This is a genomic window from Janthinobacterium sp. SUN128, assembly GCF_030587275.1.
Taxonomy (GTDB): domain Bacteria; phylum Pseudomonadota; class Gammaproteobacteria; order Burkholderiales; family Burkholderiaceae_D; genus Janthinobacterium; species Janthinobacterium lividum.
Genome location: NZ_JAPWHY010000002.1, coordinates 85,276 through 104,204, shown reverse-complemented (window position 1 = coordinate 104,204; position 18,929 = coordinate 85,276). Strand labels below are relative to the sequence as shown.

The window sequence follows — 18,929 nt, the reverse complement described above, 5'->3', positions numbered from 1 at the left end:
GAATGAAGACCATGGATAAAGAAACCGAGAACGTACCGGAAGAACCCGTGCTGGACCTGGCAAGCCGGCTGACGCAGGACCACCACCAGTCGCTCAAGCTGTGGCTGCGCATGCTCTCGTGCACGGTCAAGATTGAAAACGAGGTGCGCACGCGCTTGCGCGCCACCTTCGGCATCACCTTGCCCCGTTTCGACTTGATGGCGCAGCTCGAACGCTTTCCCGATGGCTTGCGCATGGGCGAACTGTCCAAGCGCATGATGGTCACGGGCGGCAATATCACGGGCATCACCGACCAACTGGAGCAGGAAAAACTGGTGGCGCGCGTGGTCGATCCGAAGGACCGCCGCTCGTACAGCGTCAAGCTGACGCCGGCCGGCCGGCGCGCGTTCGACGAGATGGCGCGCGTGCACGAAGGCTGGATCGCGGAACTGCTGCACGGCGTGACGCCGGACGACAAAAACCAATTGATCGACCTGCTGTCGCACATGAAGCAGCAGTTGAATAACACTTCCCTCAAGGATTGACCATGCGCCATCTACCCGGCCAGCCGCAAGACCTGCCAGGCAACCGCGCCAGCCTGGCTGGCTACGCCGCGCGGCATTTCCTGTTTTCCGTCGACGCAGGCGTCGCCACCTTGACCCTGCACCGGCCCGAGCGCAAGAATCCGCTCACTTTTGACTCGTATGCGGAACTGCGCGAGCTGTTCCGCGCGCTGGCGCATGCGGACGACGTCAAGGCCGTGGTCATCACGGGCAGCGGCGACAATTTCTGCTCCGGCGGCGATGTGCACGACATCATCGGCCCCCTGACGCAGCTCGACATGCCCGGTCTGCTGGCGTTTACCCGCATGACGGGCGACGTGGTGAAAGCCATGCGCGCCTGCCCGCAGCCCATCATCGCCGCCATCGACGGCATTTGCGCGGGCGCCGGCGCCATGCTGGCGCTGGCTTCCGATATCCGCATCGGCACGGCGCGCAGCAAGACGGCTTTCCTGTTTACCCGCGTGGGCCTGGCCGGCTGCGACATGGGCGCCTGCGCCTTGCTGCCGCGCGTGATCGGCCAGGGCCGCGCCGCCGAGCTGCTGTATACGGGGCGCTCCTTGCCAGGGACGGAGGCCGAACGCTGGGGCTGGCTCAACCGCCTGGTCGAGCCGGAAGAACTGGCGCAGGCGGCGCAGCTGTTCGCCGCCGGCCTGGCCAGCGGTCCCACGTTCGCGCACGGCATGACGAAAAAAATGCTGCAGCAGGAATGGAACATGGGTGTCGATGAAGCCATCGAAGCGGAAGCGCAGGCGCAAGCCATTTGCATGGCCACCAACGATTTTCACCGCGCCTATCACGCCTTCGTGGCGAAAGAAACACCGCAATTCGAGGGCGATTAAGATGCAACATACACGCGATACGACTTACCTGGACTGGCCGTTTTTCGAAGCGCGCCATGCAGAACTGGAACGTGAACTCGATGCCTGGGCGACGCAGCACCTGGACGACGCGCACGGCGCCGACGTCGATGCGGCTTGTCGCGCGCTGGTGGCGCAATTGGGGCAGGGCGGCTGGCTGGCGCATGCCACGGGTATCGACGGCAAGATCGATACGCGCGCCATTTGCCTGATGCGCGAAACCCTGGCGCGCCATAACGGCCTGGCCGATTTCGCCTTTGCCATGCAGGGACTCGGTTCGGGCGCCATCGGCCTGTTCGGCAGCGCCGACAACAAGGCGCGCTATCTGCCGGACGTGGCCAGCGGCAAGCGCATCGCCGCCTTTGCCCTGTCCGAGCCGCAGGCCGGGTCGGATGTGGCGGCCATGGCGTGCGCGGCGCGCCGCGATGGCGACGAGTATGTGCTTGACGGCGAAAAGACGTGGATCTCGAATGGCGGCATCGCCGACTTTTACGTGGTGTTCGCCCGCACGGGCGAGGCGCCCGGCGCGCGCGGCATCAGCGCCTTCATCGTCGACGCCGACAATCCCGGCCTGGAAATCGCCGAGCGCATCGCCGTGATCGCGCCGCATCCGCTGGCGCGCCTGCGCTTCGTCAACTGCCGCGTGCCCGTGTCGCAGCGCCTAGGCGAGGCGGGGCAGGGCTTCAAGGTGGCGATGGCGACACTCGACGTGTTCCGCACCTCGGTCGCCGCCGCGGCGCTGGGCTTTGCGCGGTGCGCGTTCGACGAAGCGCTGCGCCACGCGACAAAGCGCCAGATGTTTGGCCAGACCCTGGCGGACTTTCAGCTGACGCAGGCCAAATTGGCGCAGATGGCCACCGGCATCGACGCGGCCGCGCTGCTCACCTACCGCGCCGCCTGGCAGCGCGACCAGGGTCGCAAGGTGACGAAGGAAGCGGCCATGGCCAAGCTGACGGCCACGGAAACGGCGCAGCAGGTGATCGACGCGGCCGTGCAACTGTTTGGCGGCATGGGCGTGGTCAGCGGGCATCCGGTCGAGCGCCTGTACCGCGAAATCCGCGCCTTGCGCATCTATGAGGGCGCCAGCGAAGTACAGCAATTGATCATCGCGCGCGAACTGCTGCGCGAGGCAGCGGACGCATGAACCGCATGAACAACGAGGAAAACAATATGCAAGTGTTACAACCACCGGGATGGGCCAGGCCGCGCGGCTATGCGAATGGCATTGCCGCCAGCGGGCGCACGGTGTACGTCAGCGGCATGATAGGCTGGGATGCGCAGGGCCTGTTCCACACGGACGATTTTGCGGCACAGGTGCGCCAGGCCTTGCAAAATATCGTCGCCGTGCTGGCCGAGGCGGGCGCCTTGCCCGAGCACATCGTGCGCATGAACTGGTATGTACTGGACAAGAAGGAATATGTGGCGGCATATCCACAAATCGGCCTTGCCTACCGCGAGCTGATCGGCAAGCATTTTCCGGCCATGACGGCGGTGCAGGTGGCGGGACTGATCGAAGACAGGGCGAAGGTCGAGATCGAGGTGACGGCGGTGTTGCCGGGATGAATTTCTGCTACGAAATATTGTATATTGGCATCTAAATAATAAATATAAAAACATTATCTATCGTGTTATATTTGGCAACCGGAAAATACGCCGGTTTTAAATACTGACAGTCGAGGTAGAGGATGCGTACTAATTTCAAAGTGACAAGGAATGTGGTTCTGGCCGTGGCCGGTATGGTTTTCTGCCTGAGCGCGCAGGCGGGATCCGGTACGTCGCTACTCTCCCCCGGCTATCAGGCACAGCTGGAAACCTGGCTCGGCGAAGGGCGCCTGTCGCTGACGAATATTTATACCAAGGCGGCGGGCGATACCTCGCTGGATTTTCACAAGGCATCTGACGGCAAGGGACGTACTTTTTCTGTCATGGAAGCAACCAACAGCACCGGACAGACCTGGCTGATTGGCGGTTACAATCCGCAAAGCTGGAGTTCCACCGACGGCATGCATGTGACCATGGACGATAGCCAGCGTACAGGCTTCCTGTTCAATTTGACGTCAGGCTTCATGCGGCCCCAATTGAAACAGTATTTCAATGGCGACGAAATCGGCAAGGATCAAACGTACAATCATGCCGATTACGGCCCCACCTTCGGCTATGGGCATGACTTGTATGTGCCGCGCGACCTGACGCACAACGGCGGCTCTTTTCTGTACACCTATAATGCATTGGGCCAACCCCTCTCCGGCATCAGCCTGCTCGATGGGTCGACTTGGCAGGGCAACAATGTGACCTTTGGCGCCATCCAGATATTTACTGTCAGCGCGGTACCGGAACCTGCCACCTATGGCTTGCTGCTGGCTGGCCTGGGCGTGTTGATTAGGGTCCGGCGCCGCGGGCGTCCGGATATCCTGGCCTGAATGGCCCGTCAAACGCACGCTTGCCACGCTGTCAATGACGGGCGCTTGCCTGTATAATGCCGCTGCGCGTGTCGCCATCGTACAATGGATAGTACAAGGTCCTCCTAAGACTTAAATGCAGGTTCGATTCCTGCTGGCGACACCACGTTTCCACGCAACGCGCGTCGGCAGCCTGTGGTAATCCAGGCGGTAGTTACTGGTCGATGGCGATTGAAGTCCGAGTTATCGGTACAATGCGTGCTTCATTCATCTAATCGGCGGCTGTTTTGCACACCACGCGGTGTGCGCGAGACGGCGCCCGAGCACTCTTACTCATTATGGCTGTCATTTCTCTTTCATCGGCGCAACTTGCGTTCGGTCACGTCGCGCTGCTCGATCACGCGGAATTTTCACTGGAAACCACGGAGCGGGTCGGCTTGATCGGCCGCAATGGCACGGGTAAATCGTCGCTGTTGAAGGTTATTTCGGGCAAGTTCAAGCTCGATGACGGCTTGTTGGTGATGCAGCAAGGCATCAAGATCGCGTATGTGGAGCAGGAGCCGCAATTCGACCCGGAAATGTCCGTGTTCGATGCCGTCGCTTCCGGCATGGGCGAATCGCAGGCGTGGCTGAAGGAATACGATGCGCTGACGGGCCAGTTTGGCCAGGGCAAAGACGACGAACTGATGGAACGCATGCACGACATCCAGGTCAAACTCGATGCGGCTGATGCATGGAGCTTGCCGAACAAGGTGGAAACCGTACTCGACCGTCTGAACCTGACGGGCGACATGCTGATGAAGACCCTGTCCGGCGGGATGCAAAAGCGCGTGGCGCTGGCGCGCGCGCTGGTCTCGGCGCCTGACGTGCTGCTGCTCGATGAGCCCACCAACCATCTGGACTTCAGCTCCATCCTATGGCTGGAAGGCTTGTTGCGCGACTTCAAGGGTAGCGTACTGTTCATTACCCATGACCGTTCCTTCCTCGACAATGTCGCCACGCGCATCATCGAGCTCGACCGCGGCCGTTTGCTGTCGTACCCGGGCAATTTCACGGCTTACCAGACCCGCAAGGCGGAGCAGCTGGAAATCGAGGAAGTGGAAAACGCCAAGTTCGACAAGTTCCTGGCGCAGGAAGAAGTGTGGATACGCAAGGGCGTCAAGGCCCGCCGCGTGCGTGACGAAGGCCGCGTGCGCCGCCTGGAAGCGCTGCGCCTGACGCGCAATGCGCGCCGCGAACAGCAGGGACAGGTCAAGCTGGACGTATCGGCCGGCGAACGCTCGGGCAAGATTGTGGCGGACCTGGAAAACGTTTCGAAGATCTATGGCGACAAGGTCATCGTCAAGGATTTCAGCGCCACCATCTTGCGTGGCGACAAGGTCGGCCTGATCGGCGCCAACGGCGCCGGCAAGACCACCTTGCTGAAGATGATCCTGGGCCAGGAAGAGTCGGACACGGGCACCATCCGCCTGGGCACGAAGCTGCAAGTGGCGTATTTCGACCAGATGCGCACGCAGCTGAACGAAGAGGCCAACCTGATGGAAACCATCGCGCCAGGCAGCGACTGGGTCGAGATCAATGGCCAGCGCCGTCACGTGATGACCTACCTGAACGACTTCCTGTTCGCGCCGGAGCGTGCCCGTTCGCCCGTCAAGTCGCTGTCCGGTGGCGAGCGCAACCGTTTGCTGCTGGCGCGCCTGTTCGCCAAGCCGGCCAACGTGCTGGTGCTCGATGAGCCGACCAATGACTTGGATATCGATACCCTGGAATTGCTGGAAGAGTTGCTGGAAGAATACACGGGCACCGTTTTCCTTGTCAGCCATGACCGCACCTTCCTCGACAACGTGGTCACGCAAGTGATCGTCGCCGAAGGCGAGGGCAAGTGGCGCGAATTCGTCGGCGGCTACACGGATTGGGAGCGCGTGCGCACCTTGCCGATCGCCACGGCGCCCGCCAGCAAGCCGGCCGTGAAGGTCGAGGCTGCCGCGCCGGCCGCCAAGCAGAAAAAGCTCAGCTACAAGGAACAGCGCGAGCTGGAAGAGTTGCCGAAACTGATCGCCAAGCTGGAAGACGAGCAATCGGTGCTGGCCGCCGAGCTGTCGCACCCGGACTTCTACAAAAAGACGCCGGCCGAAGGCAAGCGCCTGAATGCGCGCGTGGCCGAGATCGAAGGCGAACTGCTGGAAGCGCTGGAAAAGTGGGAGCAGATCGAGGCGCGCGCCAACGGTTGATTGTTTTCCACCTCTCCTGTTGTAATTAAGTTAGGATTATTTGCCACGGCAACGGTTCAGCTTGATATAATTATATAATTATATTTTTTACATCGGGGGATGCATGTTTGTTATCAAAAACACGCGCACCGGACCATGGCGTCCGGCGCGTGGTTCCACCTCCGGTGCGCATCGGCATGTTTGACCGCGCCGCCTTGCCCCGGGTAGCGCCATTCCTGGCCTACCTCTCCTTTATCTTTATCGCCGACATGCTGGGCCGGGCGGGCTTTGCCGCGCAGGACCTGCGCTGGCTGTACGCCGTCAAGATCGGCGTCGTGCTGGGCATGTTGTTGTATTGGCGCCGCAGTTACACGGAACTGCGGTGGATGCCGCTGGGCGCGCGTGCTCTGGCGGTGGCGCTGGCCACCGGGCTTGTTGTTTTTCTGTTGTGGATTAACCTTGACGCAGGCTGGATGATGATCGGCAGTGCCGATGGCTTCGATCCGCGCAATGACGGGCAGATCGAGTGGAGCCTGGTGGTGCTGCGCATCGCCGGAGCGGCCCTGGTGGTGCCCGTGATGGAAGAGCTGTTCTGGCGCTCCTTCCTGCTGCGCTGGATCGATGCCCCTGATTTCCTGAAATTTCAGCCACGCCTGGCCAGTGCCAAGGCTTTTGTTGTCAGCGTGGTACTGTTTGGTTTTGAACACAATTTGTGGCTGGCCGGTATCGTTGCCGGCGCCGCGTATAGTCTGCTGTACATGCGCAGCCAGAACCTGTGGTCGCCTATCCTGGCGCATGGCGTCACCAACGGCGTGCTGGGACTCTGGATTATTTCCGGCGGCCACTGGACTTACTGGTAATATTGCTAACCAACTGTTTGCTCTTTCAAAGACAATGCCCATGTTGACTTCACCGTATCATTGCCAGGCCCGTATCGGGCAACCAGGATTGCAGCGCAACCGTTTGGCTTCGGCTCTGGCGCGCATATTGCCAGCTACGCTGTTGGCGGCCGGTGGCGCGGCATGCAGTTTGCCGGCTGGCGCCGCTATCAGCGATACGATTTCGCCTTTTATTGCGACCTCGTACTCGTATGACGATAATCTGTTCCGCGTCGATGACAATGTGCCCGGTTTTGATGGGCAGCGCTCCGACACCTCGCGCCAGGTGCAAGCGGGATTCCTGATCAATCGTCCCATCGGCCGGCAATTGCTGACGGGGCAGGTAAAGTGGTCACGCGTCTATTTTGATCATTTTGACCAGCTCAACTACACGGGCAAGGATTATCTGGCTGATCTCGAGTGGCATATTGCGAATCACCTCGAAGGCCACGTGGGTGCCAGCTATGCGCAGACCCTGACGCCATTCAGCGATTTGCGAAGCTCGGAACGTAACTTGCGCACGATACGCCGCGAGTATGCGAATGGCGGCTGGCGCTTTCATCCCAGCTGGCGCGTGCGGGGGGGATTCTCGCGCGATCGATATAGTTATGATTCGATTGCGCAAAGATTTTCCAACAGGCAAGAAGATGCCATTGAGCTGGGTTTCGATTATTTGCCCGCCAGCGGAAGCCGGATCGGCATACAACTGCGCCATTTGAAAGGGAGCTATCCGAACCGGGAAAACCTGGCTGCGTTCGGTATTGAACAGGGGTATGAGCAGGACGAGGTGAAGGCGAATATTTACTGGATTCTCAGCGGCGTGACGCAAGTGCAGTTGCTTGGCGGCTGGGTGAAACGCAAGAACGAGCTATTTTCCGGACGCGATTCCAGCGGTGCCAATGGGCGCATCACCGTGAACTGGGCCCCGCTCGGCAAGGTGCGTTTTACGGGGAGCCTGTGGCATGAATTTGCTGCAGTGGAAAATTCCTTGATTACCAGTAGCTTGAACAATGGCGCCAGCCTTGCCGCTGCCTGGGATATCTCGGCCAAAGTGCGCATGGATGCGCAACTGCGGCGCGAGAAACGCGATTTTTCCGCAGCGAGCGGCCTGGTGCTGCCCGTCGATGTCGACGACACCACGAAGACGGCCAGCATCGGTCTGACTTATGCGCCGCGGCCCAATATTCAATTGGGCGTCAGCGCATTCCGCGATACGCGCAGAGGCGCTCCCATTATCAACACAGGTAGTTACCGTGCCAAAGGCGCTTCCATTAACGCCAGCATCCAGTTCTGATGAGTATTATGACGGTCAATGATATACCCCTGATTTCGTTTTTCCAGCGCATCCTCGACCCATTGATCATCATGGGTATGCTGTACCTGCTGTCAGTCCTGTCGGGTTCGCCTTTTACCGGTTATTCGCTGGTGCTGATGATTTTGGCGTTTTTTATTTCATCGTCGGTGTTTCAGTATGTCGACCCCTACCGTACGTGGCGCAGCGGCCGCATGCTCGCTTACGCCCGCGATGTCTTTGTCAGCTGGGGCATTACCGCCCTGATTCTGATCTTTCTCGGCTCGGCGACGGGACTGGCGTTCCATTTCGACCGCGAGCTGGTACTGGCCTGGTTTCTGCTGACGCCATTCATATTGCTGCTCAGTCATCTTGCCGCACGGCGCATGGTGGCCGATCCCGGGCGCGACAGCGAAGTGCGCTCGGTCGTCATCATTGGCGCCAATGACGCCAGCCTGAAGTTTGCCACGACCGTGGAGCGCAATCCGAACCTGTTCATGAGCGTGCGGGGGTTTTTTGACGACCGTACCGATGACCGATGGCCGGAGAAGATGCGTGAACCCATGCTGGGCAAGATGGCTGATATTGCCGCCTATGTGCGCGAACATAATATCAAGATGATATTCATCAGCCAGCCGATTTCAGCCCAGCCGCGCATCCGCAAGATGCTCGATGAATTGCAGGATACGACGGCGTCCGTGTACTTCCTGCCGGATATCTATATCTTCGACCTGATGCAGGCGCGCTTCGATAATGTGGGCGGCATGCCGGTGATCGCCATCCGTGAGTCGCCGTTCACGGGCTTTAACAGCATGGTCAAGCGCGGCAGCGACATCGTGCTGGGCCTGCTGATCCAGATCATGTTGTTGCCAGTGATGCTGATCATCGCCATTGCCGTGAAGATGACCTCGAAAGGTCCCGTGATTTTCCGCCAGCGCCGCTATGGCCTGTATGGCGAGGAAATTATTGTGTATAAATTCCGCTCGATGACGGTCAGCGAGGATGGCGACAAGGTGGTGCAGGCCACGAAGAACGACCAGCGCGTCACGCGCATCGGCGGTTTCCTGCGTCGCAGTTCACTCGATGAACTGCCACAATTTATCAATGTGTTGCAGGGGCGCATGAGCATAGTCGGGCCGCGTCCCCATGCGGTGGCGCACAATGAGCAGTATCGTAAGTTGATCAAAGGCTACATGCTGCGTCACAAGGTCAAGCCCGGCATTACGGGATGGGCGCAGGTGAATGGATTGCGCGGCGAGACAGAAACCCTGGACAAGATGGAAGCGCGCATTCATTTTGACCTCGACTACCTGCGCAACTGGTCACTCTGGCTGGATCTGTGGATCATCATGCGCACGGTGAAAGTTGTACTCAAGCGTGACAATGCCCATTGAGTGCAGTGACGCCGCAACACTGTAGGGAATTTGTTTTGCGTCAGATCAATACGCGTTAAAATGAAGCAAGCATTCGAAGTACGGGCCCATGGTCCGTTCCGGCGAACCAGGCGTAATGCAAAGAACAATATGAGAAAGGTGCGACAGCATCATGTGACGGCAGGTGGCCACGCGTATTGCTTCGGTTGTCTTGCCGGCAGCCGGCCTGGTTCGCATGGCTTCGCCTTCTCACCCGCCGGTGGTTTGTCCATGCTGCGCTTCAGACTACGGCCCCATCCTCGCCGATCCTGCGCGGGAACGCGTTACGACAGCGTGCCCGCAGGAAACTACATACGTACCAAGCACAAGAAATGCTATTTTGTTAATCTGTAGGTAAGGAATGAAATGGCTCTGGCTGTGAGTTTTCCTGGAAACAGTTGTTTTTAAATCTGCTTAATGGATTTTTAAGCAAATACTTTCCGGCGGCTCTTGTACATTGTGTATCATATTTATAATATTGACAATTATGTGGCCAAGTCCCATAATTTCATGAGAAATCTGTTATTTTGGCAATATTTTTTGATAGTATAGTTGTGTTTTTTGTCATTAAATTGTCGTGATCGATTTCTTTTCTGAACTAAAGGAGTAATTTTGAACCTCTTGCATAAACAACGTTGGAGTGTCCACGTGCCGGAACTGAACTCTCGTATGCTGTGTTCGGCCTTGGTCTTGCTGACTGCAGTAGGGATGGCCGCGTGTGGCAATAAGGAAAAAAAGGCCGGGCAGGCACTGGCAAGTGTGAATGGCGAGGAAATTACTGTTCTTCAGCTCAATGAGGAAATGCAGCGTGCCAATGTACAGGCTGTGCAGCAAGAAGCCGCGAGCAAGCAACTGCTGGAATCGCTGATCGATCGCCAATTGCTGTTGAACGAAGCGGTCAAGGAAAAGATGGACCGGGACCCCAAGGTAGTGCAGGCGGTCGAGCGCGCGAAGTCTTTGATCATTGCACAGGCCTATATGCAGAAAAAGATCGGTGCGCTGCCCCGTCCGGGCAAGGCCGAGGTGGAAGCGTATTTTGAAAAGAATCCACAGTATTTCAGCCAGCGCAAGCAGTTCGATATGCGCGAGTTGATTATTGCCAGCGCCGATATGAATGATGCGCTGAAGGCTGCAATGGACGCAGCCAAGTCGCTCGATGACGTGGCCGCCTGGCTCGACACGCATCAGGTCAAGTATGGTCGTACGCAATTATCCCGCTCGAGCGCCGATCTGGCGCCGGAGTTGAGCGGGAAGCTGCTGACCATGCCAAAAGGGCAGTTATTCATCATTCGCGAAGGCGACCGTACCTTGCTGATTTCGCTGGTCGATATCAAGGATAGCCCAGTGACCTTGGCCCAGGCGGCGCCGCAAATCGAACAGTTTCTCGCCAATAAGAAAACCAAGGAAGTGGCCGATGCTGAGCTCAAGCGTTTGCGCGCAACGGCAAAGATCGAATATCTGAACAAGCCTGCAGCGGGCAAGGACGCAGCCTCGACAGCTGCTTCGGCTTCGGCTGCCCCGCCGGCGTCAGCGCCTGCCGCGCCGGCAGCAGTGTCGAACGAAATGAATGAACGTGGAGCAGCTGGGCTGAAGTAATGCCCGGTATAAGATGAACGCAATTTTTATGGAAGCAGGCAAATCATGAAACGACTTGCAATGTGGATGATGGCAGCCTTTTTTGCGCTGACCGCTGGTGTCGCCGGTGCCGCCGATGTTTTGCTCGGTGCAGGCGATGTGCTGAAAATCTCCGTGTACGGTAGCCCGGACCTTGGTCTGGAAACGCGCGTCAGCGAAGCGGGTGAGATCACGTTTCCTCTGGTTGGGGCTGTGCCCATTGGCGGGCTTTCCGTTGCCGCTGCCGAAAAGAAAATTGGCAACCTTCTCGAAGGCGGCGGTTTTCTGCGCAAGGCACAGGTCAATATCATCGTAACTTCGTTGCAGAGCCAGCAGGTATCCGTGCTGGGGCAGGTGAATCGCCCTGGACGTTATCCGCTCGAAGGCAAGCGCAGCCTGATGGATGTGCTGGCAATGGCGGGCGGCTTTACAGCCGATGCGGGCGATACCATCAATCTGATCCGCAAGCGTGATGGCAAGACCAGCAAGGAAGTGATCGACATTATCGAAATGGTGCGCGCCGGTTCACTGGACCGTGACGTTAATCTGACTGGCAACGACGTGATTTACGTGGAACGCACGCCGCGTTTCTATATCTATGGAGAAGTACAGCGACCTGGGACCTTCCGCCTCGAACGGGGCATGACCGTCCTGCAGGCGCTGTCTGTCGGTGGCGGCCTGACGCAGCGTGGCACGGAGCGCAGCATGCGCATCAAGCGCCGCGACACCGCTGGTAAATTGGAAACGATTGAAGCGAAGCACGATGATCTGCTGCAAACCGACGACGTCGTGTATGTCAGGGAAAGCCTGTTTTAATTTGCGTCGCGCACGTCCGGATGATTTGTCTGAACCGATTTCTCTGATATGAGAGCTGTACCATGAATTTTTCACAATTTTTACTTATCCTGCGTGCGCGCAAATGGATATTGATCATTACCTTGCTGATTACGGTGGGCGCGACCGTCATCGTCAGCGCGCTGCTGCCCAAGACATACAAGGCATCGGCGTCGGTACTGATGAACTACAAGGGCATTGATCCCGTCACCGGGATGGCGATGCCTGGACAGTTGTTACCTGGCTACATGGCAACGCAGATTGATATTATCAGCAGCAAGAATGTTGCACTGCGTGTGGTCGATCAATTGCACCTGGCGGAAAGTCCAGCCGTGATTGCGCAGTTCAATGAAGCCTCGAAGGGCGTGGGCAATGTGCGTGATTGGCTTGCCGAGTTACTGTTGGCCAAGCTGGAAATTGTTCCCTCGCACGAAAGTAGCGTGGTCGACATCAGTTTCAAGGGTAGCGATCCGCAATTTGTTGCGGCAGTAGCCAATGCCTTTGCTGATGAGTATCAAAAGACCAGTATTCAACTTAAAGTTGATCCCATGAGAAAGGCATCGACGTATTTCACGGAACAGACGAAGCTGTTGCGCGATGCCCTGGAGAGCGCACAAAGCCGTCTGTCCGAGTATCAACAAAAAAATGGCATCGTGAGCCTGGATAACCGCCTCGATGTCGAGTCGAACCGCCTCAACGACCTGTCGGCGCAGTTGGTCGCGGCACAAGGGTTGGCAATGGAAGCGACGTCGCGCCAGCGCATGGCGCAGGGCGGTGCCTTTGCCGAATCGCCCGACGTGGCGGCCAATCCGCTGATCCAGAGCCTGAAGGTGGGGCTGGGTAGCGCCGAATCGAAGCTTGCCGAAATTGGCCAGCGATTGGGCACCAATCACCCGCAGTATCAGTCCGCAAAGGCTGAAGTGGATAAATTACGCAGTGACCTGAAGGAAAGCCTGCGTGTTACTTCCAATAGCGTCGGCAACAATGCGCAGATCATGTCGCAGCGCGAAGCTGCCATTCGTGCCGCGCTTGCCGCGCAAAAGGCGAAAGTGCTGGAATTGAACCGTACCCGGGACGAGATGGGCGTGTTGCAAAAGGATGTGGAAAGCGCCCAGCGTGCTTTCGAGGCGACATCGCAGCGCCTGTCGCAGACGCGCCTGGAAGGGCAATCCGAGCAGTCCGATATCTCGCTGTTGAACCCTGCAGTGCCACCTAGCCAGCCGGCGGGTCCCAAGGTCTTGTTGAATACGGTACTGGCCCTGTTCCTTGGCACAATGTTCGGTATCGGTGTGGCCTTGCTGGCTGAAATGCTGGATCGCCGCGTGCGTTCTGAAAATGATCTTTCCGATGCCTTGCAGTTGCCCATGCTTGGCAGCATTGCCTGGAATGCGCCAGCCCGTTCACGGGGGAACCGTTTCTGGTCGCTGTTGCCGCGCTCTTTGCGCGCAAATTAATTTTTATTGGAAAGCATCATGAATCCAGTCCCACATTCTGTTCAGACCACCCCAACCCTGCCGCGTGGCGGCGACTCGAGCATAGGCGGCTTGCTGCTTGAATCGGGCAAGATTTCGCCTGAAAATGCCGAGCGCGTATTGCGCATGCAAAAAGAACTGGGCATTCGTTTTGGCGAAGCCGCACAGCGCCTTGGACTTGTGACGGAAGCCGATATCCAGCAAGTTCTGGCGCGCCAGTTCGACTACCCCTATCTGCAAGCGGGGCAGGGGGATTTTTCCGACAAGCTGGTGGCGGCCTACCAGCCATTCAGTGCCCAAGTGGAAACGTTGCGCGCTGTGCGCAGCCAACTCATGTTGCGCTGGTTTGCGCGCGACCACAAGGCGCTGGTCGTGATGTCCGTTAATCCCGGCGAAGGCGCGAGCCTGTTCGCTGCTAACCTGGCCGTGGTATTTTCACAGCTTGGGGAGCACACCTTGCTGGTGGATGCCAACCTGCGTACGCCGCGTCAGCATGAGATCTTTGATTTGAAGGGCCGGCAGGGGCTGTCGGACATGCTGGCCGGACGCGCTGATCAGGATGCCATCACGAAAATCGACTCCTTTGTCGATCTGTCCGTGCTGGGCGCCGGTACGCTTCCTCCGAACCCGCAGGAGATGCTGAGCCGTTCGCCGTTTAGCGGACTCAATGCGCAGCTGGAGTCCCGCTATGATGTGGTGCTGTACGATACCTCCGCTTTTTCCGTTGGTTCCGATGCCTTGATCACGGCAACCCGGGCTGGTGGCGTGCTGCTGGTGGCGCGCAAGAATTACACGCTGCTGCACGATATCCATGCGATGACGGAACAAATGGTGCAAAGCGGCGTCGAAGTCGTCGGTTCCGTGCTGGTAGATTTTTGATGAGTACGCTGAGCCATCCTGCGTCAGCGCGCGGCAAGTTGCCGTCGCGCGCGATCATTCTGGAATGGTTGCCGATCATTGTTGGCTTCCTGGCGCTGTACCTGCCATCGTTTTACTCGCTTTTCCATGGTATTTGGGCGACAGAAGACCAGGCGCATGGACCGATCATTTTGGCGCTGTCCGTGTGGCTGCTGTATCACCAGCGCGCCAAGCTCCTGGAACGTGCTGATCCCCGCGGTTCCCCTGTGCTGGGTTCGGTCATGTTCGTATTTGGCCTGCTGCTGTATGTCGCGGGCGTCTCGCAACAGATCCTGGCGTTCGAGATAGGCTCCTTTGTTGTCGTGACGATGTCGCTTGTCTGCTTCAAGTTTGGCACGGCTTCGCTGCGTGCCGTGTGGTTCCCGTTTTTCTTCATGTTTTTCATGATCCCATTGCCTAGCGCTATTGTCTCGGCATTGACGCTGCCAATGAAGATCGCCGTTTCCTATGTCACGGAACACCTGTTGTTCTGGGCCGGCTATCCCATCGCACGCAGTGGCGTGATTCTGCAGATCGGACAATATCAGTTGCTGGTCGCCGATGCGTGTGCCGGTTTGCAGACATTGTTGACGCTTGAGGCGCTGGGCTTGTTCTACCTGAATCTGGTGCGCCATACTTCACCGTTCCGCAATATCGTCCTGGCGACGCTGATCATCCCGATTTCCTTTACCGCCAATGTGATACGCGTCGTGACGCTCACGCTCATCACGTATTATTTTGGTGATGCCGCAGGTCAAGGTTTCCTGCATGGTTTTGCCGGCATGGTGCTCTTCATCAGCGCCCTGATACTGATTATTAGTCTCGACACCTTGCTGCAATGGATAGTGCGCCGCGGCAATAGCAAACGCAGCCGGGGAGGCCAGCCATGAATACGCATACGCAAGTGAGCAAGTCTTGGATCAGCGGCGTGATACTGGGTCTGTGCATGTTGTCCGCACTATGGCTCGGACAGCGTGCGACCCCCACGATCCGCATCGCTGACAGCCGGCCGAAAATTATGCTGGAAACGGCGATTCCTGCCGAGTTCGGCGACTGGCAGGAAGACCGTACGCAGATTTCCGCCGTTGTCAATCCGACGGCGCTAGCGGAAATCAACAAAATTTATAACCAGACCCTGACGCGCACCTATGTCAATCGTGATGGCGAACGCATCATGCTATCGATTGCCTACGGAACGGATCAAAGCGACAATTTGTCGGTTCACTTCCCCGAAGGCTGTTATGGTGGCCAGGGCTTCGCGGTCGGCGCCACCACGCATGAACCACTGGAGACGATCGCCGGCAGCATTCCTGCCTCGCGCCTGGTGGCAACTTTAAATAATCGCAATGAGCCGATCATTTATTGGGTCGTGGTTGGCGAGAAGGCGGTTAACGACATCTGGCAGATGAAAAAGGTCAAGCTGGCCTATGCGCTGGATGGCCGCATTCCGGACGCTACCCTGATGCGCGTGTCGACGATTACGCAGGATAATGCGCGTGGCTTTACTTTAGCCCAGGAGTTTGTCAATCAGATGCTGTCCTCCATGACACCGGCGCATCGTCGTCATTTCTCGGGCCAGGGCAGCTAACGCCTGCCTGGCGAGGTTGCCTGCTTTGCCGCCCAAACAATCAATGTGGTGCAAGCCTGCACCCAAATTGGAATCAAGATGAGTTTTTTTCGAGCTAAGCTAAGCCCGGCAGGTGTGCCGCAAACGAATTCCCCCCGCCGCAAAAACGCGGGCTTGCGCATGCCGGGTGCTTCCACCGTATTTATTGCGCTTGCAGTGGCCTTTCTGGCGCTGCTGCTCGGTGCCGTGGTGGCGCTCGGTTCGAACCAATTGACCCTCATTCTCGCCGGTATCATGCTGATCGTGCCGGTAGTTGCGGTGGTCAACACGAAAAATTTGCTGCCGGTCCTGTTTGTGTTTACTTTCCTGGTGCAGGGCATGGCGCAGTATGCGTTCAACCTGCGTTTGGCGGCATGGCTGGGCAGTGGCCTCGGCGCCCTGTTCTTCGCCCGAGCCATTCTTGAGTTGAGTTCCTTCAATGGACGCCGCGAGCGTGCGCCGAAGCCCGCTTTTGGCGCCAGCGCCGTCATCGTTGCCTCATTCCTCTACTTGTCCTTCTTTTTCTTCGGCATGGCCATTGGGCACTTGAGTTTGCCCAAGATGATTTCCGCCTTTCGCTTTTGCGTACCCATGTTTGGTGTGCTGTTTGCGCTGTACTGGTTTGAATGGCCGTTGAACCGGCTCCAGACGCTTTGGAAGCTGATCGCCATCGTCACTGTGATCCAGTTGCCAATTGTAATTTATCAGCATTTCTTCATGATGAGCAGCTTGGGTTGGGATGGTGTCGTTGGCACTTTCGGACTGGGCATGAGCGCTACGCTGGTCTTGTTCAGCACGAGCGGCCTGCTGTATGTGGTGGCGCGCTGGGTACGCGGCCTGAGCGGCCCTTTGCTGCCAGCGGCTATGCTGGCGGTGGTTCTGGCAATCAGTATCCTGGGCGAAGTCAAGGCAGTTTTTATCTGGCTGCCTTTGACCCTCTTTTTGATCCTGCGCCAGCGCGTGCTGAAAAACATCTTTGCTTTTATTACCTTTGGCCTGTTTATTGGCCTGTTTATGGGTGGCACGTATGGTGCCTATAAGGCACTGTACTGGGGGGATGTGATCGGTGGCGGCAAGACGGTGGAAGAAAAGCTCGACCGGACGGGCGGGTATTTCTTTGACCCACGCAGTGTCAACTACACCACTGGCGAGGTGGGGCGCGGCGCTTCCATGTATCTATGGTATCGCGACCCCATGCCCACCCTGGTGGAGCGGCTGGTCGGTTACGGGCCAGGAGCAAGCGCCACGAATGCAGGTACGGGACAAGGTATTGTTGCGGTGCGTTATCGTCGCCTGGCCATCAACGCCACGGCCATTTCCGCGTTGCTATGGGATGTCGGCGTCCTCGGCTTGCTGGCCTTCCTTGCCATTCCCCTGACGGGCATCGTGGCGGGGCTGCGTTACGTGAAATTCTCGGGGGCAGATCCGGAACGGCTGGCGATAGTGGATGTCAGTACAGTCACAATGATCATGCTCAGTACGACAGTGATCTACAACCGTGCCTTGCTTGATGAGTCCACCTTGCAATTGCTGATGTTTTTCAGTCTGGGCTGTATCGTACATTTCTGCCGTTACCGTCATGCGGATGCGGCAGCTGCTCAGCCGCTTCAGAAGCCGCGCACAGCGCGTGCCGGGGCACTGCCGGGACGATGAGCCATTCGCGCAGCAGTTTTAATAATTTGCTCAAGAACAGTTCGATGATGTTTCTGCTGAACATAGCTTCGGCAGGCGTCAGCGTACTTGCCATTCCACTCAGCCTGAAGATTATTGGTATCGCCGCATTCGGTCACCTGGTGTTGGTGCAGTCAATTGCGCTGGCCGTGTTCACCGTGTGCAATTTTCAGTACTGGCAAGGATTGCTGATTGAGTTGCCCGGCCGCCGCCTGTTGCCGCAGGCACTGAGTGCCGCTGTCTGGAAAAGCGCGCGTTTCGAATTGATCGCGGTGTGCGGCGTCATGACCGTGATGCTGATACTGAAGCTGTTTCAGCTAAGCCAGCTAAGCACCTTTTCTTTGTCGCAGCTGATATTGCTGGCCTTGGCGGCCATTTTTCCCATTGTGGGCACCCCTACGGCTTATTTTCGCCTGATTAACAAATATCAGGTGTTGATGCTGGCTGGTTTGCTGAGCAGTCTGTTACGCCTGCTGTCGCTATTTTTGGCAGCGCATTTTTCGCCGAGCGCTTTCATGCTGGTATTGGCCTATTTTGTGCCGGAAGCGCTGCGCTGTGCGGGCCTCTTTTTATATATTCACTTGGCCAGGAAAGGACTCGATGGCAGCCTCGAGGCCAGCACCGTGGATCAAGGTCGCATAGTTAGAGCTGGACGCTGGAGTACTTTCCAGGCGATCTGTGACTTGCCCGTGGCTCAGCTGGACCGCGTAATACTGGGCTTTTCCCTGTCGGGAGAGTACCTCGGCGTATTCAGTATCCTGAAGCGGATTTATGCCCTGGTGAATATGGCCAGTGCCCCGTTCTATTCAGCCTCCATCCCCGAATTTGCTTCACGCGTGAACGCGGGCGACGTGCGCGGTGCTTTTACGCTGTGGCTGAAAACGCTGCGCGTGCTTTCAGGCGTTTCGCTGGTCGCAGGAGCGCTGTGCTTTGCCAGCCAAACGTTATGGATGCCGTTGATATTTTCTGGCCTGCAGAGTTATCCATGGGAGTTCGCCGTGGTGCTGGCCAGCGCCATGCTGGCGGGAACCTTCGTCACGACGCATGCCTTATATTGGTCGCTTGGCAAGTTGCGGCAGACGACTATTATCGCGATAGGGTCGAATGTCTTTTACTTGCTGATGTTATGGCTGCTGACCTCGCACTACGGCCTGCTAGGCAGTGTCAGCGCATTTCTCGTGCATGTTTCTCTAGTGGCTATTTTAAAGATATTCTTACTACGGCGTTTGATGCCTCAATAAATATG

Annotated in this window: 17 protein-coding genes and 1 tRNA gene; all 18 read left to right on the top strand. The window is 57.6% G+C overall.

What is annotated here, in order from left to right:
• Nucleotides 1–11 precede the first annotated feature (11 nt).
• The 18 genes from O3297_RS20445 (at nucleotide 12) to O3297_RS20360 (ending at nucleotide 18,924) form a co-directional block, all read left to right on the top strand.
• On the top strand, nucleotides 12–524 hold the full coding sequence (locus tag O3297_RS20445) for a MarR family winged helix-turn-helix transcriptional regulator (RefSeq protein WP_081345395.1): 513 nt from the start codon (nucleotides 12–14) through the stop codon (nucleotides 522–524).
• Nucleotides 525–526: 2 nt separating this feature from the next.
• A complete protein-coding gene (locus tag O3297_RS20440; protein WP_151093258.1) occupies nucleotides 527–1,381 on the top strand; it encodes an enoyl-CoA hydratase family protein in 855 nt (284 codons plus the stop codon).
• A gap of 1 nt (nucleotide 1,382) precedes the next feature.
• A complete protein-coding gene (locus O3297_RS20435) occupies nucleotides 1,383–2,543 on the top strand; it encodes an acyl-CoA dehydrogenase family protein (protein WP_305049830.1) in 1,161 nt (386 codons plus the stop codon).
• Between the two features lie 26 nt (nucleotides 2,544–2,569).
• Nucleotides 2,570–2,962 (top strand): RidA family protein, encoded by a 393-nt coding sequence (locus tag O3297_RS20430; protein ID WP_305049829.1) that lies wholly within the window; start codon nucleotides 2,570–2,572, stop codon nucleotides 2,960–2,962.
• Nucleotides 2,963–3,084: 122 nt separating this feature from the next.
• A complete protein-coding gene (locus O3297_RS20425; RefSeq protein ID WP_305049827.1) occupies nucleotides 3,085–3,819 on the top strand; it encodes a PEP_CTERM-anchored TLD domain-containing protein in 735 nt (244 codons plus the stop codon).
• A gap of 70 nt (nucleotides 3,820–3,889) precedes the next feature.
• Nucleotides 3,890–3,964: transfer RNA gene (locus O3297_RS20420), tRNA-Arg, on the top strand.
• A 172-nt stretch (nucleotides 3,965–4,136) separates the two neighbouring features.
• Entirely contained in the window at nucleotides 4,137–6,029 is a 1,893-nt protein-coding gene (locus O3297_RS20415; protein WP_305049826.1) for an ATP-binding cassette domain-containing protein, read from the top strand.
• Nucleotides 6,030–6,178: 149 nt separating this feature from the next.
• The gene (locus tag O3297_RS20410; RefSeq protein WP_305049824.1) at nucleotides 6,179–6,868 is read left to right on the top strand and encodes a CAAX prenyl protease-related protein; all 690 of its coding nucleotides are present in this window, start codon (nucleotides 6,179–6,181) and stop codon (nucleotides 6,866–6,868) included.
• Between the two features lie 40 nt (nucleotides 6,869–6,908).
• Entirely contained in the window at nucleotides 6,909–8,180 is a 1,272-nt protein-coding gene (epsL, locus tag O3297_RS20405; RefSeq protein WP_305049823.1) for an XrtB/PEP-CTERM-associated polysaccharide biosynthesis outer membrane protein EpsL, read from the top strand.
• A gap of 8 nt (nucleotides 8,181–8,188) precedes the next feature.
• Nucleotides 8,189–9,571, top strand: coding sequence for an undecaprenyl-phosphate glucose phosphotransferase (locus O3297_RS20400; RefSeq protein WP_034782111.1), 1,383 nt, complete (start codon nucleotides 8,189–8,191; stop codon nucleotides 9,569–9,571).
• 630 nt (nucleotides 9,572–10,201) lie between these two features.
• A complete protein-coding gene (locus O3297_RS20395; RefSeq protein ID WP_342355193.1) occupies nucleotides 10,202–11,185 on the top strand; it encodes an EpsD family peptidyl-prolyl cis-trans isomerase in 984 nt (327 codons plus the stop codon).
• Nucleotides 11,186–11,230: 45 nt separating this feature from the next.
• Nucleotides 11,231–12,019: a polysaccharide export protein EpsE gene (gene epsE, locus O3297_RS20390; RefSeq protein ID WP_034782113.1), complete on the top strand. Its 789-nt coding sequence runs from the start codon at nucleotides 11,231–11,233 to the stop codon at nucleotides 12,017–12,019.
• Nucleotides 12,020–12,081: 62 nt separating this feature from the next.
• A complete protein-coding gene (epsF, locus tag O3297_RS20385) occupies nucleotides 12,082–13,491 on the top strand; it encodes a chain length determinant protein EpsF (protein WP_034782114.1) in 1,410 nt (469 codons plus the stop codon).
• An 18-nt stretch (nucleotides 13,492–13,509) separates the two neighbouring features.
• Nucleotides 13,510–14,388 (top strand): chain length determinant protein tyrosine kinase EpsG, encoded by an 879-nt coding sequence (gene epsG, locus O3297_RS20380; protein WP_034782117.1) that lies wholly within the window; start codon nucleotides 13,510–13,512, stop codon nucleotides 14,386–14,388.
• On the top strand, nucleotides 14,388–15,296 hold the full coding sequence (gene xrtB / locus O3297_RS20375) for an exosortase B (protein WP_070282731.1): 909 nt from the start codon (nucleotides 14,388–14,390) through the stop codon (nucleotides 15,294–15,296). Before epsG ends, xrtB begins: the two co-directional genes overlap by 1 nt.
• A complete protein-coding gene (gene epsI, locus O3297_RS20370; RefSeq protein ID WP_305049822.1) occupies nucleotides 15,293–15,994 on the top strand; it encodes an exosortase-associated protein EpsI, B-type in 702 nt (233 codons plus the stop codon). Before xrtB ends, epsI begins: the two co-directional genes overlap by 4 nt.
• 78 nt (nucleotides 15,995–16,072) lie before the next feature.
• Nucleotides 16,073–17,665 carry a hypothetical protein gene (locus O3297_RS20365; RefSeq protein ID WP_305049821.1) on the top strand — a complete coding sequence of 531 codons (1,593 nt, stop codon included), beginning with the start codon at nucleotides 16,073–16,075 and terminating at the stop codon, nucleotides 17,663–17,665.
• Nucleotides 17,662–18,924, top strand: coding sequence for a lipopolysaccharide biosynthesis protein (locus tag O3297_RS20360; protein WP_305049820.1), 1,263 nt, complete (start codon nucleotides 17,662–17,664; stop codon nucleotides 18,922–18,924). Before O3297_RS20365 ends, O3297_RS20360 begins: the two co-directional genes overlap by 4 nt.
• Nucleotides 18,925–18,929 lie beyond the last annotated feature (5 nt).